The organism is Duganella vulcania, from assembly GCF_009857655.1.
GTDB lineage: Bacteria > Pseudomonadota > Gammaproteobacteria > Burkholderiales > Burkholderiaceae_D > Rugamonas > Rugamonas vulcania.
This window is the reverse complement of record NZ_WWCX01000102.1, coordinates 1-21,528: the sequence shown is the minus strand read 5'-3', so window position 1 is coordinate 21,528 and position 21,528 is coordinate 1. Positions and strand designations below refer to the sequence as shown.

The 21,528-nt window shown below is 67.3% G+C and carries 15 protein-coding genes, 2 tRNA genes and 1 pseudogene; 8 read left to right on the top strand and 10 right to left on the bottom strand.

The genetic code is table 11. The features are described 5' to 3' along the window. The 3 genes and pseudogenes from GTP90_RS30230 to dinB form a co-directional block, all read right to left on the bottom strand. Positions 1–2,431, bottom strand: a pseudogene (locus tag GTP90_RS30230) (hypothetical protein); the annotation flags it as partial. A 172-nt stretch (positions 2,432–2,603) separates the two neighbouring features. Beyond that, entirely contained in the window at positions 2,604–3,500 is an 897-nt protein-coding gene (locus tag GTP90_RS30225; RefSeq protein WP_161086991.1) for a recombination-associated protein RdgC, read from the bottom strand. Positions 3,501–3,581: 81 nt separating this feature from the next. After that, positions 3,582–4,733: a DNA polymerase IV gene (gene dinB, locus GTP90_RS30220; RefSeq protein WP_161086990.1), complete on the bottom strand. Its 1,152-nt coding sequence runs from the start codon at positions 4,731–4,733 to the stop codon at positions 3,582–3,584. Between the two features lie 122 nt (positions 4,734–4,855). Here dinB and GTP90_RS30215 point away from each other — a divergent pair, with 122 nt between their 5' ends. Then, entirely contained in the window at positions 4,856–5,683 is an 828-nt protein-coding gene (locus tag GTP90_RS30215; RefSeq protein ID WP_161086989.1) for a substrate-binding periplasmic protein, read from the top strand. On the opposite strand, the gene GTP90_RS30210 is transcribed toward GTP90_RS30215, so the two are convergent. The 3 genes from GTP90_RS30210 to GTP90_RS30200 all read right to left on the bottom strand — a co-directional run bounded on the left by GTP90_RS30210 (position 5,680) and on the right by GTP90_RS30200 (position 8,277). Continuing rightward, positions 5,680–6,531: a helix-turn-helix domain-containing protein gene (locus GTP90_RS30210; protein WP_161086988.1), complete on the bottom strand. Its 852-nt coding sequence runs from the start codon at positions 6,529–6,531 to the stop codon at positions 5,680–5,682. The two genes, GTP90_RS30215 and GTP90_RS30210, sit on opposite strands and share 4 nt — an antisense overlap. A 38-nt stretch (positions 6,532–6,569) precedes the next feature. Next, complete coding sequence (locus GTP90_RS30205; protein ID WP_161086987.1) at positions 6,570–6,926, bottom strand: nuclear transport factor 2 family protein; 357 nt, start codon at positions 6,924–6,926, stop codon at positions 6,570–6,572. 70 nt (positions 6,927–6,996) lie between these two features. Then, positions 6,997–8,277, bottom strand: a complete 1,281-nt coding sequence (locus GTP90_RS30200) for an MFS transporter (RefSeq protein ID WP_161086986.1) — start codon at positions 8,275–8,277, stop codon at positions 6,997–6,999. Positions 8,278–8,334: 57 nt separating this feature from the next. Here GTP90_RS30200 and GTP90_RS30195 point away from each other — a divergent pair, with 57 nt between their 5' ends. The 7 genes from GTP90_RS30195 to GTP90_RS30165 all read left to right on the top strand — a co-directional run bounded on the left by GTP90_RS30195 (position 8,335) and on the right by GTP90_RS30165 (position 14,266). Then, complete coding sequence (locus tag GTP90_RS30195; protein WP_161086985.1) at positions 8,335–10,449, top strand: S9 family peptidase; 2,115 nt, start codon at positions 8,335–8,337, stop codon at positions 10,447–10,449. 122 nt (positions 10,450–10,571) lie between these two features. Continuing rightward, positions 10,572–10,647 (top strand) — tRNA-Val (locus GTP90_RS30190). A 22-nt stretch (positions 10,648–10,669) separates the two neighbouring features. Beyond that, positions 10,670–10,746 (top strand) — tRNA-Asp (locus tag GTP90_RS30185). 100 nt (positions 10,747–10,846) lie between these two features. After that, entirely contained in the window at positions 10,847–12,001 is a 1,155-nt protein-coding gene (locus GTP90_RS30180) for a hypothetical protein (protein WP_161086984.1), read from the top strand. Beyond that, positions 11,992–12,609, top strand: coding sequence for an ABC transporter ATP-binding protein (locus GTP90_RS30175; protein WP_161086983.1), 618 nt, complete (start codon positions 11,992–11,994; stop codon positions 12,607–12,609). The genes GTP90_RS30180 and GTP90_RS30175 overlap by 10 nt, the downstream gene beginning before the upstream one ends. A 53-nt stretch (positions 12,610–12,662) precedes the next feature. Next, on the top strand, positions 12,663–13,145 hold the full coding sequence (locus GTP90_RS30170; RefSeq protein ID WP_117015420.1) for a cyclic nucleotide-binding domain-containing protein: 483 nt from the start codon (positions 12,663–12,665) through the stop codon (positions 13,143–13,145). Then, entirely contained in the window at positions 13,142–14,266 is a 1,125-nt protein-coding gene (locus GTP90_RS30165) for an AI-2E family transporter (RefSeq protein ID WP_161086982.1), read from the top strand. The genes GTP90_RS30170 and GTP90_RS30165 overlap by 4 nt, the downstream gene beginning before the upstream one ends. Positions 14,267–14,430: 164 nt before the next feature. On the opposite strand, the gene ahpF is transcribed toward GTP90_RS30165, so the two are convergent. The 4 genes from ahpF to GTP90_RS30145 all read right to left on the bottom strand — a co-directional run bounded on the left by ahpF (position 14,431) and on the right by GTP90_RS30145 (position 21,224). Next, entirely contained in the window at positions 14,431–16,026 is a 1,596-nt protein-coding gene (ahpF, locus tag GTP90_RS30160; RefSeq protein ID WP_161086981.1) for an alkyl hydroperoxide reductase subunit F, read from the bottom strand. A gap of 97 nt (positions 16,027–16,123) precedes the next feature. Next, complete coding sequence (ahpC, locus tag GTP90_RS30155) at positions 16,124–16,687, bottom strand: alkyl hydroperoxide reductase subunit C (RefSeq protein ID WP_161086980.1); 564 nt, start codon at positions 16,685–16,687, stop codon at positions 16,124–16,126. A 162-nt stretch (positions 16,688–16,849) separates the two neighbouring features. Next, positions 16,850–19,666, bottom strand: coding sequence for an EAL domain-containing protein (locus tag GTP90_RS30150; protein ID WP_371875149.1), 2,817 nt, complete (start codon positions 19,664–19,666; stop codon positions 16,850–16,852). A 142-nt stretch (positions 19,667–19,808) separates the two neighbouring features. Beyond that, positions 19,809–21,224, bottom strand: coding sequence for an RCC1 domain-containing protein (locus GTP90_RS30145; RefSeq protein ID WP_161086978.1), 1,416 nt, complete (start codon positions 21,222–21,224; stop codon positions 19,809–19,811). Positions 21,225–21,528: the final 304 nt, after the last annotated feature.

Here is a 21,528-nt window from a genome sequence, read left to right as displayed (position 1 = left end):
GCGCCGAGCTGCCCAGCGCCGGCAACGTGACGGCGCTGAGCGCGGCCAGGTCGGCGCTCGACAGGCCAGCGATGTTGCGCGAGCTCAGGCCGAGGACCTGCTGCGCGCCCAGGCCGGCGACCTGCGCGGTGCGCAGCGCGGCCAGCTGGTCGCTCGACAGCACGGCAAACTGGCGCGAGGTCAGGCTGGACAATTGCAGCACGCTCAGGTTGGCCACCGACGCCGGATTGAGCGCGGCGATGTAGGCGGTGCCCAGCGCGGCCAGGTTGGCGCTGGAGAAACCGGCGATGGTGTCGGACGACAGCGCGCCCAGCTGCGCGGCGTTCATGGCCAGGAATTGCGCCATCGTCAGCGCGGCCAGCTGGCTGCTCGACAGCACGCCCACCTGGGCCGCGCTCAGGCCGGGAATGGCGGCGGTGCGGATCGCGGCCAGGTCCAGCGGTTCGAGGGCGGCGATGGCCTGCGTGCTCAGCGCATGCAATTGGGCGCTGCCCAGGGCGGCGACCTGGCCGGCGGTCAGCGCGACGGTCTCGGCGGTGGTCAGGCCGGCCAGCGCGGCGCTGCGCAGCGCGGCGATCTGCGCCGTGGTCAGCAGTTGCACCTGGCCCAGCGCGGCCAATTGATCGGAACCCAGCGCGGCGATCGCGGCGGTGCGCAGCGACGACAAGGTGGCCGGGTTGAGCGCGGCGATGCCGGCGGCCGACAGGCTGCCCGCCTGCTGCGAGCTCAAGGTGCCCACCTGGGCGGCGTTCAGGGCGTGCAGCTGGTCGCTGCCCAGCGCGGCCAACTGGGCCGTGCTCAGCACCGCCACCTGGCGCGTGCCCAGGCCGGCCAGCTGGGCCGTGCTCAGGCCGCCGAAACTGGCGCTGGCCAGGCCGGCGATGGCGTTGGTGCCCAGCGCGGCGAAGTCGTCATGCTCCAGCCCGGCCAGTCCGTCCGTGCCAAGCGCGTTGAATTGTTTGCTGCTGAGGACGCCGATCTGCGCGGTGGTCAGCGCCGTCACCTGCGCGCTGCTCAGCGCGGCGGCCTGCCGGGTCGACAGCGACGCGATGGCCTGGGTGCCCAGCGCCGCGATGTCGGCCGTCTGCAGCACCGCCAGCTGCACCAGCGACAAGGCGGCCAGCTGCGCGGTGCTCAACGCGGCGGCCTGCGCCGTGGTGAGCGCCGCCACCTGGTCGGTGCCCAGGCCGGCCAGCGCGGCGGTGCGCAGCGCGGCGATCTGGGCGGTGGTCAGCTGCGCGAACAGCGTGCCGCCGGCGGCGTAGCCCAGCCCGGACAGCTGGTCGGAGTTCAACGCGGCCAGCGCGGCGGTGCTCAAGGCCTTCAGCGCGGCGCTGCCAAGCGTGTACAGGTCGGCCGCCGACAGGCCCAGCGCCTGGCGCGAGCCCAGCGCGCCGATCTGCAGCGTCGACAGCGACTGCACTTGCACGCTGCTCAGCGCGGCGACCTGCTCGCTGCTCAGGGCGGCGAAGTGGCGGGTGCCGAGCGCGCCCAGTTGCGCGCTGTCCAGCGAGGCCAGCAAGGCCGGCCCCAGCAGCGCGATGGCGGCCGGGTTCAGCGCGGCCAGGTCGGCGCCCGGCAGGCCGGCGATCGAGTCGCTGGACAGGGCGGCCAGCTGCCGGCTGCTCAGCGCGGCAAATTCGGCGGTGGTGAAGGCGCCCAGCTGGGTGCTGCTCAGCGCGGCCATCTGCTGCGTGCTCAGGCCGGCGATGGTGGCGGTTTTCAGCGCGGCCAGGTCGGCCGTTTCCATGCCGGCGATGGCGTCGGTGGACAGGGCGTTCAATTGCGCGCCGCTCAGCGCGGCGGCCTGCGCGGTACCGAGCGCGGCCACCTGTGCGGCGCCCAGCGCGGCCAGCTGCGACGTGCTCAACGCGGCGATGGCCTGCGTGCCGAGCGCGGCGATGCCGCGCGTGCCGATGGCGGCGATTTCATCGGCCGTCAACGTCGCCAGCTGGCGTGTGCTCAGGGCGCTCAACTGGCCGGTGCTCATCAGGGCCACCTGGTCGGACGACAGGCTGGCGATATTGGCGACGCTCAGCGCGGCCAGGTCGGCCGTTTCAAACGCGGCGATGGCGTCGGTGCTCAGGTAGCTGAAGGCCCGGGTGCCCAGCGCGGCCACCTGGGCGGTGGTCAGCGCGGCGACCTGCGCGCTGGTCAGCGCGCCCATGAAGCCCGACGGCAGCGCGCCCACCGCGTTCAGCGTGGCCGCCTTGATGGCGGCCAGGTCGCGCGTGGTCAGCACCGCGACGTTGCTGGTGGCCAGCCAGGACAGCTGGGCGCTGCTCATCACGGCAAGGTGGTCGGTGCGCAGCGCCGGCACCTGGAGCGAACTCAACGCGGCGATGTCCTCGCTGGTCCACGACAACACATCCTGCGTGCTCAGGGCATTGGCGATCTGGTCGGTGGACAGTATGGGGACGAGGGTGCTCATCGCGAGTTCCTTATTTGATAACACCTTTCACTATAGCAGAATTCGTTCTAATTTCCATAAAGCAACGGATTTATTTTGCTGGTTTTTATCAAAAATTACATGAAAAATGCCGCAAAATCAAAGACTTTGCGGCATCCTTAACCAACAAGCAACGGCTTTTGTGGCGCGGCGATCAAGCCTTGGCTTCGCCGCCCAGCGCCTCGACCACGTCGGCCATCAGCTTGGCCAGTTCGCCGGTCATCAGCATGAAGTCGCCGTCGAAGCGTTCCTCGTCGTTGCGGGTGCTCGATTCCTTTTCCGCGATCACGTCCAGCGGCTTGATGCCCTTGATCGCCAGCGACTCGGTCAGCACGAAGGAGATCTTGCTGTCCCAGGTCATGGCCAGGCGCGTGCACTGCTTGCCGGCCGCGATGTGGCGGCGCACCTCGTCCGCTTCCAGCGTGTGGCGCACATAGCGCACCGCCGCCTTGCTCTCGCCGGTGGCGCGCAGCTCGGTGTCCATGTCGACCGTGAAGCCGGCCGGCGCGTCGTCGGCCTGCAGCCATTCGGTCATCACGCCCACCGGCGAGCGCTGCACGCGCAGGCTTTCCAGCGGCAGCTTGTCGACCGCCTTGAGCAGCAGCTTGATCACTTCGTCGGCCTTGGCCGGGCTGGCCGCGTCCACCACCAGCCAGCCGTTGACCGGATCGAGCCAGGTCCAGACATTGCTGCGGATCGAGAAGGCGCGCGGCAGCAGCTCGTCGGCCACGCGTTCCTTGAGTTCCTTCATCGCCTTCTTGCCGGGAGCGAAGCCTTGCGCCTCTTCCATCTCGGCGGCGCGCGCCTTGGCGACCTGGTTGATGACGGTGTTCGGCAGCAGCTTCTTCTCGGTGCCCAGCAGGATCAGCATTTGCTTGTTGACCACGTGCACCAGGCCACCGTTCGGGCGGGGACGGTCCCAGCCCTGGCGCAGCAGTTCATTGCTGCTGGCCGGGACGAAGGAGTGCGGCTCCAGCGCCGCTTCCAGTTGTTCGGGGGTAAAGGCCCAAGGGGCCGGCAGACGGTAAATCTGTAGATTCTTGAACCACATGTGTTGAGCCTTGTTTCAGTAATGCCAGGGGAGCGCCATTTTACACGGTGATGGCGGCGCCGGACCGAATCTGTTGCTTGCCTAGGCGAACAATTCGCCTTGCCGGGGCACAGCCATCTGCGCAGCTGTGCCGGGCGGCTCCAGCGTGCTGGCGCGCACGCCCAGCAGGCGCAGCCGGCGTTGCAGCGGCACCCGTTTCAGGCATTCGCGCGCGGCCTGCAGGATGCCGGCCGCGTCCGCCACGGGCTGCGGCAGCGTGACGTTGCGGCTGACGATCTGGAAGTCGTCGAAGCGCAGCTTGATGCTGATGGTGCGGCTGACGTAGCCCTTGCGCTTGAGGTCGTCCGCCAGCCGGTCGCACAGCGTGGTCAGGATGGACGACAGCGTGCCCCGGTCCTGGCGCGCGTGCAGGTCGCGCTCGAAGGTGGTCTCGCGGCTGATCGACTTGCTCTCCGAGCTGGTGGAAATGGCGCGGTGGTCGATGCCGCGCGCGGCGTCTGCCAGCCAGGCCGAATAGTGGGCGCCGAAATGGTCCTGCAGCAGGCCGGCGTCGGCGGCCGCCAGCTGGCCGATCGTGGCGATGCCCAGCGCCGCCAGCTTCTCGGTGGCCTTGGGGCCGATGCCGTTGATCTTGCGCACGCCCAGCGGCCAGATGCGCGCCGGGATGTCGTCGTAGCCCAGCACGGTCAGGCCGTCCGGCTTTTCCAGGTCCGAGCAGATCTTCGACAGCAGCTTGTTGGGCGTCACGCCGATCGAGCACGACAGCCCGGTGGCGTCGCGCACGGCCTGCTTGATGCGCTGCGCCAGCTCGCGCGTCTCGCCTGCCACATGGGTCAGGTCGATATAGATCTCGTCGATGCCGCGGTCCTCGAAATCCGGCGCGATGGCGGCCACGGCGTTCTTGAACAGCCGCGACATCTGGCGGTAGGCGTCGAAATTGACCGGCAGCAGGATGGCGTCCGGCGCCAGCTTGGCCGCCTTCATCATGCCCATGGCCGAACCGACGCCCAGCGCGCGCGCCTCGTAGGTGGCGGTGGTGATGACGCCACGGCCGACATAGTCGCGCAGCCGCGAAAACGTGTGGCTGCCGTCCGCCTGCCGCACCGGCTGGGCGTCGCGCCCGCCGCCGATCACCACCGGCAGGCCGCGCAGCTCGGGATAGCGCAGCAGCTCCACGGACGCATAAAACGCGTCCATGTCGAGGTGGGCGATGCGGCGCTGGTCTTCAACCATGATGCGGAGAAATTACTGTGAATGCATACAGTATTCACTAAAATGCATCAGTCCGCAAGACCCCGCCCTATTTGCGGCCGCCGGGGTTACACTGGAGACCACGACCGTTTCCTCCGGCCACCATGACCAAGCGCCTGACCTTCGCATTGCTGAGCACGTTGCTGTCCACCGCCCCGGCGGCGGCGCCGGACGCCTGCCCGCCGGCCAGCGCCGGCTTCAGCGACCTCGGCTACGCTTCCTACCTCGACGGCTCCGCCATCCGCGGCATCACGGTCGACCTGCTGGAGGAAATCCACCGGCGCAGCGGCTGCACCTTCCAGCTGGGCTGGTATCCGCACGGCCGGGTGTACGCGCAATTCTTCAGCGGCCAGCTGGACGTGACCGGCGCCGCGCTGCGCAACGCCGAGCGCGACCGGCACGGCGTGTGGTTGCCCTACACTTATTCGCAGTTCGAACTGGTGCTGCTCAACCAGAGCGCCGGCGAGTTCCGCAGCCTGGCCGATTTTGTCGAGCGCAGCACGGCGCGCCTGAACGTGGCGCGCAGCATCGCGTACTCGCCCGCGACGCAGGCGCAGATGGACCGGCTGCAAAAGCTGGGCCGGCTGGAATACGTCAACGACTTCGGCGTGGTGTTCCGCAAGATCCTGGCCGGCCGCGCCGACGGCACGCTGGCGCCGCCGGCCATCCACGTGCTGCACCAGCGCCAGTTCCACCTGCAGGGCAAGATGCGCGCCACCGCCTTTGCCGAATCGCCGCGCGCGATGGTGGGCATCTACGTGTCGAAGCAGCTGCCGGCGGCGCAGCGGCGGCGCTACACCGAGGCGGTGCGGACCATCGTCGGCGACGGCACGGTGCAGCAGATCTACCTGCGTTATCTGAGCGCCGACATCACCCGCCAGATCTTCGCCGGCGGCGTGCGCGACATCCTGGACGCGATGCCGGCGGACTAGCCATGGCGCGCGCGGAACCACGCGGCGCTGGCCTCGTCGGCCGGGAAGAACGATTCGATACGCAGCTCGTGCACGGTGACATCGTGCGGCGTGCCCAGCGTGGCGATGGTGGTGAACAGGTTCAGCTCGACGCCATCCTTGCGCAAGGTCACCGGCAGGAAGGGCAGGGCGCGCCGGTCCAGGTTGGGCGACGCCTGGCCCAGGCCGTCGACGCCGGGCAGCGCCAGCAACTCGCCCAGCAAGGTGGTGGCTTCGCTGCCGGGGCCGTCGCTCATGGCCTCGCGCTGGATCCAGTGCAGCAGGTCGGCGCCGACCTCCTCCCAGTTGTGCAGGTAGCGCCGCGCGCCGTGCGGATCCAGCATCAGCTTGAGCACGTTGACCGAGCCGTCGGTGGGGATGGCCGCGTCGGCCGGCAAGTCCAGCAGCCAGCGCATCATGCCGGCCGCCGGCGCGTTGGCCAGCGCCAGGTTCCACAGGCGATCGACCACCAGCGCCGGATACGGCGCCTGCTGCGCCAGCATGAAGTCCAGCGCCCGCCGCACCGCGCCCAGCTCGGGGTCGGACAGCTTGCGCTCCTGGTAGGCCGGCGCGTAGCCGGCCGCCAGCAGCATCACGTTGCGCTGGCGCAGCGGGATCTCCAGCACCATGCCCAGCTTGAGGATCAGATCCTTGCTGGGCTGCGAGCGCCCGCTTTCCAGGAAGCTGATGTGGCGCTGCGAGATCGTGCTCTCGGTCGACAAACGCAGCTGGCTGTAGCCGCGCTTGCCGCGCCAGTACTTCAACGCGGCGGCGAAGTCGCTGAAATAATCGGTCGCGCCGTGGGCGCCGGATGGATGCGATGCGGACATGCGGGTCTCCTTGTCCGGCAATGATAGCCCGGCCGCGATCACGCCGCGTTCAGGAAGCCGGTCACGCGGGTCAGGCGGCCGTCCTCGCCCAGCTCGGCGACATCGGTGCCGTGCGCCACCGGCGCGCTGCCCGGCGCGGCCAGCGTCCACGAAAAGCGCACCACGTCGTTGTGGCCGTCCGGCGTGCCGTCCAGTTCGAAGCGGAAGCCGGGGAACTGGCTTTGCGCGCCGGCGATCATGGCGTCGATGCCGTCGTGGCCGGCGCCGCGCATCATCGGGTCGAGGTAGCGGGCGTCCAGCGCGAAGGCGCGCGCCACCAGCGCGCGGCGGGCGGCGGCGTCGCGTTCGTTCCAGACGGCCAGGTATTGGGTGGCGATGTGGGCTGGGGTGTGCATGGTGATCTCCTTGAGTGGTTGATGTCGAATCGACAGAAACCATTGTCCGGAAATCGCTGCGGCGCGGCGATTACGTCCCAGGTAATCGTCGCGCCAGCACCAGCGCGGCGCCGGCCACCAGGCTGGCCGCCAGCAGGTAGATGCCGTTGGCCGTGCTGCCGGTCGCGTCCTTGATGGCGCCGACCAGGTAGGGACTGGCGAAGCCGGCCAGGTTGCCCACCGAGTTGATCAGCGCGATGCCGGCCGCCGCCGCCGCGCCGCCCAGCATCGCGGTCGGCAGGCTCCAGAAGATCGGGAAGGTGCTCAGGATGCCGGCCGTGGCCACGCTCAGCGCGGCCATCGCGATCGCGGTGTTGTCGCTGTAGACGGTGGCCACCACCAGGCCCAGCGCGCCGGCCACGGCCGCCGCGGCCGCGTGCCAGCGCCGCTCGCCGCTGCGGTCCGAGTGGCGCGCGGCCAGCACCATCGCCACCGCCGCCACCGAATACGGGATCGCCGTCAGCAGGCCGATGTCGAACACGTTCTTGACGCCGCTGTTCTTGATCAGCTGCGGCAGCCAGAAGCTCACGCCGTACAAGCCCATCACGAACAGGAAGTACACCAGCGCCAGCAGCCACACCGTGCCGCTGGCGAACACCCGTGCCAGAGGCAGGCGCTGCTGGTGCTGGCCGTCCTCGGCGATGGCGCGTTCCAGTTGCCGCTTGTCGTCCTCGGTCAGCCACTTGGCGGCGCGGATGCCGTCGTCCAGGTAGAACAAAGTCCACACGCCGATCAGCACCGACGGCAAGCCTTCGAGCAGGAACAGCCATTGCCAGCCGCTCAGGCCATGGCGTCCGGCGAAGGCCTGCATGATCCAGCCCGACAGCGGCCCGCCCACCACGCCGGCCACCGCCACCCCGCTCATGAACAGCGCCACCATGCGCGCGCGGCGGTGGGCCGGATACCAATAGGTCAGGTACAGGATGATGCCGGGGAAGAAGCCGGCCTCCGCCGCGCCGAGCAGGAAGCGCAGCAGGTAGAACGTCGCCACGCTGTTGGCCAGCATCAGCGCCGACGAGATCAGCCCCCAGCTGATCATGATGCGGGCGATCCAGATGCGCGCGCCGGTGCGCGTCATCAGCAGGTTGGACGGCACCTCGAACAGGAAGTAGCCGATGAAGAAGATGCCCGCGCCCACGCCGTACACGGTATCGCTGAAGCGCAGGTCGGCCAGCATCTGCAGCTTGGCGAAGCCGACGTTGACGCGGTCCAGGTAGGCCGCCACGTAGCACAGGAACAGGAAAGGCATCAGCCGCCAGCTGACGCGGCGGTACAGGGGATCGAGCCCGGTGTCGGAAATAGTTGTTTTCATTTGCTTATTTTGCAATACAATTTGCGGCTGACGAACAGCCCGGAGCCCTCGACCGCCATGCTACGCATCCTGCCCGCACTCCTTGCCCTGCCCGCCATACTGGCCCTGGCCGCACCGGCCGCGCCACCGGTCGCCGCCACCAAGCCCTGGCGTGAACACTACCATGGGCAAGCACTGGACGACGAATATCACTGGCTGCAAAACCGCCGCGACCCGGCCGTGCTGGCCTACCTGAAAGCCGAGAACGCCCACACCGAGGCCGCCACCGCTGCCATTGCCCCGCTGGCCAAACGGCTGGCGGCCGAGATGCGGAAGCGCACCGCGGCCAGCGAGCTGACGGCGCCGTCGCGCCAGGGCGATTTCTACTACTACAGCCGCAGCGCCGCCGGCCAGCAATACCCGCTCAACTGCCGCCGCCGCGCGGCAGCCGACGGCAGCTACGACGAGAAGGCAGCGGAGCAGATCCTGCTGGACCAGAACCGCCTGGCCCAAGGCAAAAAGTTCTTCGCGCTGGAAGGGCTGATGCCCAGTCCCGACGGCAACCTGCTGGCCTACCGCGCCGACACCAGCGGCAATCACCAGTTCCAGCTGCACCTCAAGGACTTGCGCAGCGGCCGCGAACTGCCCCTGAGCGTGGCGCGCGTGACGTCGATGGAATGGGCGGCCGACAACCGCACCATCCTGCTGACCCAGGCCGATCCGTCCACGCTGCGTCCCGACCGCCTGCTGCGCGTGTCGATCGCGGGCGGCAAGCCGGTGGAAGTCTACCGCGAGCGCGACGGCAACTTCCTGCTCGGCATAGGCCGCACGCACGATGGCCGCTTCCTCGAACTGATGGCCGCCAGCGCCGACACCAGCGACACCTGGCTGCTGCCGCGCGACCAGCCCGGCGCCGCGCCGCGCCTGCTGATGCCGCGCACGCCGGGCCACCGCTACAACGCCGAGACGCACGGCGACCGGCTCTACCTGTTGACCAACAAGGACGCGCCCAACTTCCGCGTGGTCAGCGCGCCGCTGGCCGCGCCGCAGGACTGGACCGAGGTGACGCGGCCCGAGCCCGGCACGCTGATCGAATCGATGGACGTGTACCGCGATTTCATCGTGCTCAACGAGCGCACCGCCGCGCTCAGCCGCCCGCGCATCTACAGCTTCGCCAGCGGGCAGTGGCGCGGCGTGCAGTTCGACGACGAGGTCTACCTGGCGCAGGCCAACACCGAGGCGGCCGGCGTGGCCGGCTACGACGCCACCAGCTACCGGCTGCAATACCAGTCGCCGGTCACGCCGCCGATGGTGATCGAGATCGACCTGGCCAGCGGCGCGCGCACCGTCGTCCAGCGCCAGCCGCTGGCCGGCGTCGACCTCGGCCGCTTCACCACGCGCCGCATCTGGGTCACCGCGCGCGACGGCGTCAAGGTGCCGGTGTGGCTGGCCTACCGCAAGGACGTCAAGCTCGACGGCAGCGCGCCGCTGCTGCTGTACGGCTACGGCGGCTGGGGCTTTCCCAGCGAGGCCAACTTCAACCTCGGCCGCCTGAGCCTGATGGAGCGCGGCGTCATCTACGCCGAGGCGCAGATCCGCGGCGGCAACGACCTGGGCGAGCAATGGCACGACGACGGCAAGCTGATGAAGCGGAAGAATGTGTTCAACGATTTCATCGACAGCGCCGAGCACCTGGTCCGCGAAGGCTACACGCGGCCGGACCGGCTCATCGCCGAGGGCGGCAGTTTCGGCGGCATGGTGATGGGCGTGGTGGCCAACGAGCGGCCGGAGCTGTTCCACGCCATCGTGGCCGCCGTGCCGCAGGCCGACCTGATCCACGAGATCACCGACCCGACGCTGCCGATGGTCACCTATGAATACCTGGAGTCCGGCGACCCGAAGCAGAAGGCCGCCTTCGACTACATGCGCAGCTACTCGCCGTACGACAACATCAAGCGCCAGGCATATCCGGCGATGCTGGTGACGGCGGGCTTCCGCGACACCCAGGCGCAATACTGGCCGGCCGCCAAATACGTGGCGCGGCTGCGCGCGCACAAGACCGACAACCGGCCGCTGCTGCTCAAGACCGACTTCACGTCCGGCCACTACGGCGCCTCCGGGCGCTACGACGCCATCGACGGCAAGGCGTTCGAGCTGGCCTGGATGCTGGACCAGTGGGGCATCGGCAATTAGCCTGCCAAATAATTTTCTAAATAATTTACAAAAACCCTTGCGGAACGGATCAGGCACCTTGTAGAATACGGCCTCGTTCAGCAGTTGCAACAAAGTAGTGAAGCAAAGCTGATATGTTTTCTGGGTGCTTAGCTCAGTTGGTAGAGCGGCGCCCTTACAAGGCGTAGGTCGGGAGTTCGACCCTCTCAGCACCCACCAAGGAAACAGAAAAACGAAATTTGGAGCGGTAGTTCAGTTGGTTAGAATACCGGCCTGTCACGCCGGGGGTCGCGGGTTCGAGTCCCGTCCGCTCCGCCAAATTCCTTTAAGGGCCCGATTCGTCGGGCCCTTAATCATTTCCGCGCTGATTAATACGCGATTAAGCTTAGGCTTGCACATCGGGTGTTATCCTCCCGGCATGATTCTCTCCATCACGTCCTTGCCTCCCTATCTGCGTTTCCGCCTCCGCCTGGCGCAGCAGGCGATGCTGCAGTTCGCGGTCAGCTTCAAGAGTTCGCTCGAATACATCCTGCTCGGTTTCGGCCAGGTGCTGGTGGGACTGGTCGCCTGCCTCGCGCTGCCGGGACTGTTCGCGGCGACGCGGCCGTGGCCGCAGGCGCTGGGCCTGTTCGCGGGCCAGGCATTGATCGCCAGCGCGCCGGTCTGGCTGCTGCGCAAGCGGCTGCTGCCGGCGCAAGTGCTGCAGTGGTGCCGTCCGCTGCCGATCCCCGCGCGCTCGCAGTGGGGCGCCAACATCGCCGTGGCCGGCATGATCATCGTCCCGCTGAGCCTGGCCTACGCGCTGTCCACCGCGATCTGGCTGTTCCAGTGGCCGGACTGGCTGCGACCGGTGGCGCCACAGGCATTGCTGCTGACCGCCGGCTCGCTGCTGCTGGGCTGGATCATCTCGACACTGGTGCTGGCCCGGCGCTGCCGCATGCCGGCCGCCGCCCGGCTCGATCCCGACCGTCCCCTGCCCGGCCCCTATGCACCGCGCCTGCCGGCCAGTGCCGGCACCACGCCAGCGATGCGGCGCGCACGGACCGCGCTGTATCACTGGCGCCAGCTATTCTGGCTGCCGTTCTGGCGCGCGGAAAACCTGGTCGGCATCCAGCAGACCGTGCTGCTGCTGGGCGCCGTGCTGGGCATCGGCGTATGGCTGTGGCATCCGGCCGTGGTGCCGCCTGCTTTGTGGGGCTTCAACGCCGCGCTGCTGCTGATGGTGCTGACCGATCGCGGCGACAAGGCCGTCACCGAACAGATCGCGCTGCTGCGTCCGGTCGCGGCGGCCTGGCCGGCGCGCATCGAGCGCCTGTACCGCTTCGCGCGCTGGTCGGCGCTGCTGCCCGGCCTGGCCGTGATGGCCTGGTTCGCGCTGCTGACGCTGGGCCACCTGGGCCGCGCCAGCAGCGCCGGCTACAGCACCACCGTGGCCACCGTATGGCTGTGCTTTGCCGGCGTCGCCCAGGCCGCCATCATCGTGCTGCGCCGCCTGAGCGTGCGCGGCCGCGTGGGGCTGGTCATCAGCGCCATCATCATCCTCACCGCCATTGGAAGCGAACTATGGAATTGAAGCCCGTGCTGCGCATACAACAGCTGACCTTCGAATACGCCAGCCACCCGCTGTTCCGCCGCTTCGACCTGCAACTGGACACCGGCATCACCTGGCTGCGCGGCGAGAACGGCGCCGGCAAGACCACGCTGCTGAAGCTGGCCGGCGGCGCGCTGACGCCGCACGCGGGCAACATCGTGCTGGACGGCCTCGACATCCAGGCCCAGCCGCTGGCCTACCGCCTGCAGTGCTACTACTGCGGCGGCGACACGCCGCCACTGCCGTGGCTGACCGTGCAGGAAATCCTCGACCTGCACCTGTCGCTGTATCCCGGCACCGACCCGGCGCTGCTCAACGCCGAGCTGCAAGCGTTCCACCTGCTGCACACGCTGGACCAGCCGGTGACCACGTTGTCGCTGGGCCAGCACAAGAAGATGCAGCTGTCGCTGGCGTTGGCGCTGCCGGTGCGGCTGCTGCTGATCGACGAGCCGTTCAACGGCCTCGACGTGGACGCCGTGGCCTACCTGCGCCAGCAACTGTCGGCGCCGCAACGGCTGGCGCGCCAGTGCATCCTGCTCACCAGCCACCTCGACCCGGCCTTGCCGCTGTCCGCCACCGTGCAACTTTAAGTTATCATGGGAATGATGAGCCGGCCCGGCCCGCATTCCCGCACGGAGTTCCCCTGATGTTTGGTTTCCTGAAATCGCCCACGTTGTCGCCGCGTCTGTTGCGCCTGAAGGAATCGGCGCTGTTCGCCACGCTGACGCCGCTCGAACTGAAGATCGTCGACGGCCTGATGCACGAACGCCGCTACCTGGCCGACGAAATCATCTTCGACGAGGGCGAGGAAGGCCAGGCGCTGTACCTGGTGATGTCGGGACGGGTGATCATCAGCCGCAAGCTGGGCGAGACGCGCGAAGTGGTAGCCGAACTGTCGGCCGGGTCCTTCTTCGGCGACCTGGCGCTGCTCGACAACACGCCGCGCAACGCGCAAACGCGCGCGCTGGACAACTGCGAGCTGGCGGTGTTCTTCCGCGCCGACTTCATGGGCCTGATGGAAACCGACGCCGTGATCGGCTACAAGATCTCGCTGGCTTTGGCGCGCCACATCGGCAGCCGGCTGCGCGACTGGATGAGCGGCAAGCCGCAGATCGAGGCGATATGAACTTTTTGCCGACCCAACAGCGCGCCGGGCCGGTAGTCTGGAGCGGCATCATCGCCGCCACCTGCGTGCTGCTGTTCCTGCTGCAGCAGATGCTGTTCCTGGCCATCCCCTTTTTGCTGGGGATCGTGCTGTACTACATTTTGCAACCGCCGATGCAGCGCCTGATCCGCATGGGGCTGAGCCACAACGCCTCCACGATGATCGTCGGCGGCGTGTTCCTGCTGCTGCTGGCGACAGCCGGGCTGGTGTTCATCCTCTGGGACAGCGGGCCGTCCGACTCGTGGCAGGACATGCTGGGCAAATACCTCACCGGCGGGCTGGAGTTCGTGCGCCACACGATGCTGTCGCTCGAGCGCGAATTCCCCATCCTCAAGCAGATCAAGCTGGCGCGCACGGTCAACAGCCGCGTGAGCGCGTTCACCGGCACCTTCGTGCAGAAGCACCTGACCGACATATTGGTATCGGTGGCGGCGTGGCTGCCGTCACTGCTGCTGGCGCCGTTCCTGACCTTCTTCTTCCTGCGCGACGGTTTGCGCTTCAAGAAATTCCTTGCGCGCGCCGTACCCAACGCCTTCTTTGAAAAGACGCTGTGCCTGCTGCACGAAGTGGACCAGACCGCGCACCGCTACTTCCAGGGCCTGATCAAGCTGACCATCCTCGACACGGCGGTGCTGGCCATCGGCCTGTGGGTGATCGGCGTCTCGTCGCCGCTGGTGCTGGGGCTGATCGCGGCAATGCTGGCATGGGTGCCGTACGTGGGCTCCATCGTCGGCTGCATGCTGGTGGTGATGGTAGCCTCGACCGACGCGCCGGCCGACCCGGCGGTGGCCTACATGGCGATCGGCGTATTCATCGCCGTGCGGCTGCTGGACGATTTCGTCTTCATGCCGATGACGCTGGGGCGCAGCCTGCACATCCATCCGCTGATCACGGTGCTGATGATCTTCATCGGCGGCTCGGTAGCCGGGGTGGCGGGGCTGATGCTGGTGCTGCCGCTGCTGGGCGTGGTGATGGTCATCGGCGAAACGCTGGGCCGGCTGATCACCGATCCACGCCTGCGCGCGCGCCACCGCAACGCCATGGAACTGCGCACCCGCCAAGCCAGCGTCGACCTAACATAATTGGGGTCAAGTCTGACATTCGGACACGGGCTCTGCTGTAAAGCGCCGCTTTACAGCAGAGCCCGTGTCCGAATGTCAGACTTGACCCCAATATTGTTCACTCGATGTTGCGACATAAAAAAAGGGCCGCTGTTGTAGCGGCCCTTGTTCTTTGGCGCGATCGCTTACGCGGTCATCGCTTGCTGCTCTGCGGACTCGGCCACCACTTCCTCGTCGTCCGAGCGGATCAGGTGGTCAAAGGCCGACAGTGCCGCCTTCGCACCTTCGCCGGTGGCGATGATGATCTGCTTGTACGGCACCGTGGTGACGTCGCCAGCCGCGAACACGCCGGGGACCGAGGTCTGGCCACGCGCATCCACTTCGATCTCGCCGTGGCGCGACAACGCCACCGTGCCCTTCAGCCATTCGGTGTTCGGCACCAGGCCGATCTGCACGAACACGCCTTCCAGCTCGACCTTCCTGGCTTCGCCCGACACACGGTCGTTGTAGCTCAGGCCGTTGACGATCTTGCCGTCGCCGTGGATCTCGGTGGTCTGCGCCGAGACGATCACCGTCACGTTAGGCAGGCTGTGCAGCTTGCGTTGCAGGACCGCGTCGGCGCGCAGCTCGGCGCCGAATTCGATCAGCGTCACGTGCTTGACCAGGCCGGCCAGGTCGATCGCCGCTTCCACGCCGGAGTTGCCGCCGCCGATCACCGCCACGCGCTTGCCCTTGAACAGCGGACCGTCGCAGTGCGGGCAGTAGGCCACGCCGTGGTTGCGGTATTCCTTCTCGCCCGGCACGTTGATCTCGCGCCAGCGGGCGCCGGTCGCCAGGATCACCGACTTGGCTTTCAGGGTCGCGCCGGTCGCGGTCTGCACCTCGATCAGCTTGCCCGGCACCAGCTTGGCGGCGCGCTGGGTGTTCATGATGTCAACGTCGTATTCCTTCACGTGCTGCTCCAGCGCCACGGCGAACTTCGGACCGTCGGTGGCGGTGACCGAGATGAAGTTCTCGATCGCCAGGGTGTCGAGCACCTGGCCGCCGAAACGCTCGGCCAGCACGCCGGTCTTGATGCCCTTGCGGGCCGCGTAGACAGCCGCTGCCGCACCGGCGGGACCGCCGCCGACGATCAGCACGTCGAACACGTCTTTCTTGCTCAGCTCGGCGGCCTGGCGGGCGCCGGCGTTGGTGTCCAGCTTGGCCAGGATCTCTTCGACGCTGGTGCGGCCCTGGCCGAAGTGCTCGCCGTTGAGGAACATCATCGGCACCGCCATGATCTGGCGCGCCTCGACTTCCTGCGGGAACACGCCGCCGTCAATGGTGGTGACCTTGATGCGCGGGTTGATCACCGACATCGCGTTGAGCGCCTGCACCACTTCCGGGCAATTGTGGCAGCTCAGCGAGATGAAGGTTTCGAATGCGTAATCGCCATCCAGGTTGCGGATCTGCTCGATCACGGCGTCGTCGAACTTGATGGTGTGGCCGCCGACCTGCAGCAGCGCCAGCACCAGCGAGGTGAATTCGTGGCCCATCGGCACGCCGGCGAAACGCACGCCGATGTCGGTGCCTGGGCGGTTGATGCTGAACGACGGCTTGCGTTCGGCATCGTCGGTGCGCTTGACCAGCGTGATCTTGTCGCTCAACAGGACGATCTCCTGGAGCAGTTCTTCCATCTCGCGGGCCTTGGCGCTGTCATCGAGAGAAGCGACGATCTCAATCGGTTGCACCACTTTTTCCAAGTAGGCTTTCAACTGGGTTTTGAGAGTAGCGTCTAACATGATTTTTCTTCCTTTTACAAATATTTAGGCGTATGCCGGGCCGGACGCCCGGACCGGCATCGCGGTATTACTTGTCTACTGCAGTCTGCTTCAAGACTTAGATCTTGCCGACCAGGTCCAGCGAAGGGGTCAGGGTTGCTGCGCCTTCGGTCCATTTGGCTGGGCAGACTTGGCCTGGGTGCTCGGCCACGTACTTGGCGGCCTTCACTTTGCGCAGCAGCTCGGAAGCGTCGCGGCCGATGCCGTTGTCATGCACTTCCATCACTTTGATGAAGCCTTCTGGATTGATGACGAAGGTGCCGCGCAGTGCCAGGCCTTCTTCTTCGATCATCACTTCAAAGTTGCGCGACAGGGTGCCGGTTGGGTCGCCGATCAGCGGGTAGTTCACTTTCTTGATCGCATCCGAGGTGTCGTGCCATGCTTTGTGCGCGAAGTGGGTGTCGGTCGACACGCCGTACACGTCCACGCCCAGCTTGGCGAATTCAGGCTGCTGCTCGGCCAGGTCTTCCAGTTCGGTCGGGCACACGAAGGTGAAGTCGGCTGGGTAGAACATCAGAACGGACCACTTGCCCTTCAGGGATTCGTCGCTCACGTCGATGAACTTGCCGTTGGCGTATGCGGTGGCCTTGAATGGTTTGATTTGGGTATTGATCAGAGACATTGTGGTTTCCTCGTTGGGTTGTGAATCATTGAGACGCCAGTTTAAGGGCTTTTGCCCCATTTGCAAAATTGATTGTTCCAATAGTTTCAATAGCTATCCACTATAGGATTGGCAAACGGAATAGCTATTATCGCCGTTTCGGCACGGGCGTACCGGATGAAATCAGGCGGCAGCCTGCTGGCGCAGCAGCTGGTCGAACTGCTCGGCCGGCATGGGGCGGGCGAACAGGTAGCCCTGGCCGTAGTCGCAGCCGGCCGCGGCCAGCAGGTCGCGCTGCTCGGGCGTCTCCACGCCCTCGGCGATCACCCGCAGGCCCAGCTTGTGGGCCATGACGATGATCGCGTCCGACAGCGCCATGTCGCTGGAGTCCGGCGCCAGGTTGCGGGTGAAGGAGCGGTCGATCTTCAGGTAGTCGATGTCAAACTTCTTCAGGTAGGACAGCGACGAGTAGCCGGTGCCGAAGTCGTCCAGCGCGACCTGGATGCCGGCGTCGCGCAGCTGCAGCAGCTTGTTGCTGACCGTGGTGTTGGCGTCGAGCAGCAAGCCCTCGGTGATCTCCACCACCACCGACTGGCCCGGCAGGTCCAGCGCCTGCAGGTAGGCGAGCCAGGCGTCGTAGGCGCCGTCCTCGCGCTGGAATTCCAGCGGCGACTGGTTGACGCTGACCTGGAACTCCGGGTGGTGCTCGTGCCGCCAGCGCTGCACCCAGCGCGCCGATTCGCGGAACACCCACTCGCCGATGTCGACGATCAGGCCGCTCGCCTCGGCCAGCGGAATGAAATCCATCGGGCTGACCACGCCGCGCTGCGGGTGGTTCCAGCGGATCAGCGCCTCGGCCTTGTGGATGCGCCCGCTCTTGAGGTGGACGATGGGCTGGAAGTACAGCGCGAACTGATCGCCCTTGAGCGCGCCGCGCAGGTCATTGGTCAGGCGCATCCGGTTGAGCGCGGCCACCTGCAGGGTCGGCGTGAAATAGCTGTAGCGGTTGCGCCCGGCGCCCTTGGCGGCGTACATGGCCTGGTCGGCGTGCTTGAGCAGGTCGTCGATGTCGAGCGCGTCGTCCGGGTACAGCGTGATGCCGATGCTGGCCGACACGAACGCTTGCTCCTGCCCCAGCGGGAACGGCTGGCGCAGGCTGTCGATGATGTGCTGGGCGATCTGCTCGACCCGCTCGGTGCCGTCCAGCTCGGACAGGATCACGGTGAACTCGTCGCCGCCCAGCCGCGCCACCGTGTCCGACTTGCGCACGCAGGCGCCGATGCGGCGCGCCGCGTCCACCAGCAGGATGTCGCCCTGGTGGTGGCCCAGCGTGTCGTTGACCTCCTTGAAATGGTCGAGGTCGATGAACAGGATGGCGATGTGCGAGCGGTCGCGCTGGCTCTTGAGCATGTCGTGCGCCAGCCGGTCATGGAACATGCGGCGGTTGGGCAGCTGGGTCAGCGGGTCGAAGTTGGCCTGCTGCCAGATCAGCGCCTCGCTCTGCTTCTTGTCGGTCACGTCCTCGATCATGCACAGGTGGTGCGGGTGGCTGCCCTTCTCGGTCTCGATGGCGGTGACCGACACCTCGATCCACACCAGCTCGCCATCCGGGCGGAACAGGCGGTTGGTGATCTTGAAGCTGTGCACCTCGTGCGCCAGCAGGCGCCCCATCTGCACCTTGATCTGGGCCACGTCCTCCGGGTGGCCGGCCTCCAGCCAGCGCATCGCCGCCAGCTCGGCCTGCGAGCGGCCGACGATCTCCTGGAAGCGCGGGTTGATGTCGCGGTATTCGTAGGTGATCGAATCGACCAGCGCGATGCCCAGCGGCGAGGCCTCGAACATGGTGCGGAAGCGCTGCTCGCCGGTGCGGATGGCGGCGTTGGCGCGGCGCCGTTCGCGCGCCAGCAGGCTGAAGTGGATGGCCGCGCCCACCACCAGCAGCAGCGCGGCCGCGCCCAGCACGCGGTACAGCCACAGCAGGCGGGCGCCGCCGCCGCCGTCCATGCTGTACATGAAGCCGTCGAAATTGGCGTTCTTGGGCACCATGCCCAGGCCGGCGTAGACGTCGGCGATGTGGCGCCAGCGCTCGGGGTTCTGGTAGCCGATCTCGACGAGCACCGGCTGCACCAGCGGCACCATCTGGCGCGCCTCGTACAGCAGGTGGGCGCGGTCGCTGCGGTGCGAATACTTGCTCAGGATGATGTCGGCCATCTCCTCCTGGTGGCTCATGGCCCACTGCCAGCCGCGCATGCTGGCGGCGCGGAAGGCGCGCACCCGGGCCGGATGGTTGGCGATCTCGCGCTCGCTGGTGAACAGGTTGTCGCCGTAGAAATCGATGCCGACCGCGCGCGGGCTGTAGATGTCGTAGGGGAAGCCGAGGCGGTCGAAGGTGTCCGGCTCGTTGGTGGTGTAGACCGCGATGGCGTCCACCCTGCCGCTGATCAGGTCGGCCGTGTTGTAGGTCGGTTCGACCCGCTGGAAGCTGGTGGCCGGGATGCCTTCCTTGATCAGGTAGGCCAGCAGCTCGTCCGCGCTGCCCAGCTCGTCGGTCAGCGAGCCGATCATGGCGCGCTTGCCGATGATGCGGCGGATGTCCGGTTCGGCGCTGGTCTGGCGCATCGCCAGCGCGTACGGCGAGTGCTGGAACACCACGCCCAGCACCACCACCGGCTTGCCGGCCAGGCGCGCCAGCAGCAGGCTGCTGGCGCCCACGCCGTACTCGGCCTTGCCGGACACGACATCGCGTTCCGGCTCGTTGCCGTCCGCGCCCTCGAGGATGGCCACGTCCAGCCCGGCCTCGCGGTAATAGCCCTGCTCCAGCGCGGCGTAATAGCCGGCGAACTGGAACTGGTGGCTGTGCTTGAGCTGCAGCGTGATCTTGTCCTGCGCCGCGGCCGGCGCCAGCCACAGCAGCGCCAGCAGCGTCAGGCCGCCAAGGCGCAGCCGGCGCAGGGCACGGGGGGAGGGGGAAGAAGCGGGGGCGGCATCGGGTAAAGACACTAGGGTTCCTGAGGGAAGCGACATAGGTGAAATTGTAGCCGCTTCAGCGACCGATATCGTCGCTTTCTGACCATACCCAGGCATAAAACACAACGGACGGCCGGGCTCGCGCCCGCCGTCCGTCGAAACAGCGTAATACTACTTAGTTCGGTACCTTGACCGGGATCGGCGAGTACGGGACGGCCAGGTTGCTGCCCAGCTGGCCTTCCTGGTTGCGGCCCCAGCCCCACAGCGTGTCGTCCGCCTTCAGGCCCAGGCTGTGGGCCCGGCCGGCCGCCACGGACAGCCAGTTGTTGTCGGTGCCGACCTGCTGCGGCGTGGTGACGTCGGTGCCGCCGGTGCCCAGCTGGCCCTCGGTGTTGGCGCCCCAGCTCCACAGCGTGCCGTCGTTGCGCACGGCGAGGGTGTGCTGGGTGCCGGCCGCGACCTGCGACCAGTTGGTGTCGGTGCCGATCTGCACCGGCGAGGTCAGGTCGACCGAGCCGTTGTTACCCAGCTGGCCATAGGTGTTCTGGCCCCACGCGTACAGGGTGCCCGAGGTGGTGATGCCGGTGCTGTGGAAGGCGCCGGCCGACACCGAGTTCCATTTGGCCGTGCCGATCTTGACCGGCGCCGGCACGTCGACCTTGAGCAGGTTGCCGACCTGGCCATAGGCGTTGCCGCCCCAGCCGTACAGGTCGTTGCCGGCCTGGATCCCCATCGTGTGGGTTTCGCCGGCCGTGATCGCCAGCCACACCGCCGTGCCGATCTTGAGCGGCGCGGAACGGTTGATCGTGGTGCCGTCGCCCAGCTGGCCGCGGTCGTTGCGGCCCCAGGCGTACAGCAGGCCGGTGCTCTTGATCGCCAGCGCGTGGGCCTTGCCGGCCGTCACCATGCTCCAGTCCTTGTCCTTGCCGACCTGGACCGGCGCGGCGCGGTTGGTCTGGGTGCCGTCGCCCAGCTGTCCGTCCTGGTTGTAGCCCCAGGCCCACAGCGTGCCGTCGGTGCGGATGGCCACGGCGAACTGGTCGCCCAGCGCCACCTGTTTCCAGCCGGCTCCGCCGCCCGACACCAGCACCGGCACGTTGCGGTTGATGGTGGTGCTGTCGCCCAGCTGGCCCTTGATGTTCTCGCCCCAGCTGTACAGATTGCCGTCGGCCCGGCGGGCGATGGTCTGGTTGCCGCCGGCCACCACGGCGCGCCACGGCGCGGTGACGGTGATGGACAGCTTGCCGGTCACGCCGTCCTGGGTGGCGGTCAGGGTGTCGGTGCCGACCAGCTTGCCGGTCAGGTTGCCCGAGGTGGAAATCTGCAGCACCGTGGAATTGGCCGGTCCCCACACCAGGCCGCCGGTTGCGGCCAATACCTTGCTGCTGCCGTCCGAATACAGGCCGGTGGCGGTCATCTGCTTGGCGGCGGCGGCGATCGCGATGGTGGTGGCGTTGTCGGCGCTGCTGATGGTGATGCTTTTCAGCGTGGGCGTGCCGGTGGACGAGCCGCCGCCACCGCCGCCGCCACAGGCGGCCAGGATGGCCAGCACGGGTACCAGCAGCAGGGTCGAGAATTTAAATTTTTTCATGATCTTCCAGTTCACAGAATGGGGTCTGCGTGCGGGGCCGACCGGAACGGTGGCCAGCTTGCTTGCAAGTGTAGCCGCAAGCGCTCCTCACGCATCGTTGGAGCAAGCCTGAATTATCCACGCAATTGCACCGATCGGGGAATTTAACAACATTTCTTTGTGGGAATAGACGAAAAAAAAGCAGCGCCCCGGGGGGCGCTGCCCATTCGATGCCGATCCGACGCCGGCCGGCGGCTTACTTGCGGCCGCGCGGGGCCGGCTTGGCGCCCTTGGCCGGGGCGGCGGCGGCCGGCCGCTTGACCTT

Coding starts and splice junctions, on each gene's coding strand:
- GTP90_RS30165 (WP_161086982.1), top strand. CDS start 13,142: ATGAACTTTTTGCCGACCCAACAGCGCGCCGGGCCGGTAGTCTGGAGC.
- GTP90_RS30145 (WP_161086978.1), bottom strand. CDS start 21,224: ATGAAAAAATTTAAATTCTCGACCCTGCTGCTGGTACCCGTGCTGGCC.
- GTP90_RS30225 (WP_161086991.1), bottom strand. CDS start 3,500: ATGTGGTTCAAGAATCTACAGATTTACCGTCTGCCGGCCCCTTGGGCC.
- ahpC (WP_161086980.1), bottom strand. CDS start 16,687: ATGTCTCTGATCAATACCCAAATCAAACCATTCAAGGCCACCGCATAC.
- GTP90_RS30175 (WP_161086983.1), top strand. CDS start 11,992: ATGGAATTGAAGCCCGTGCTGCGCATACAACAGCTGACCTTCGAATAC.
- GTP90_RS30210 (WP_161086988.1), bottom strand. CDS start 6,531: ATGTCCGCATCGCATCCATCCGGCGCCCACGGCGCGACCGATTATTTC.
- GTP90_RS30200 (WP_161086986.1), bottom strand. CDS start 8,277: ATGAAAACAACTATTTCCGACACCGGGCTCGATCCCCTGTACCGCCGC.
- GTP90_RS30215 (WP_161086989.1), top strand. CDS start 4,856: ATGACCAAGCGCCTGACCTTCGCATTGCTGAGCACGTTGCTGTCCACC.
- ahpF (WP_161086981.1), bottom strand. CDS start 16,026: ATGTTAGACGCTACTCTCAAAACCCAGTTGAAAGCCTACTTGGAAAAA.
- GTP90_RS30180 (WP_161086984.1), top strand. CDS start 10,847: ATGATTCTCTCCATCACGTCCTTGCCTCCCTATCTGCGTTTCCGCCTC.
- dinB (WP_161086990.1), bottom strand. CDS start 4,733: ATGGTTGAAGACCAGCGCCGCATCGCCCACCTCGACATGGACGCGTTT.
- GTP90_RS30205 (WP_161086987.1), bottom strand. CDS start 6,926: ATGCACACCCCAGCCCACATCGCCACCCAATACCTGGCCGTCTGGAAC.
- GTP90_RS30195 (WP_161086985.1), top strand. CDS start 8,335: ATGCTACGCATCCTGCCCGCACTCCTTGCCCTGCCCGCCATACTGGCC.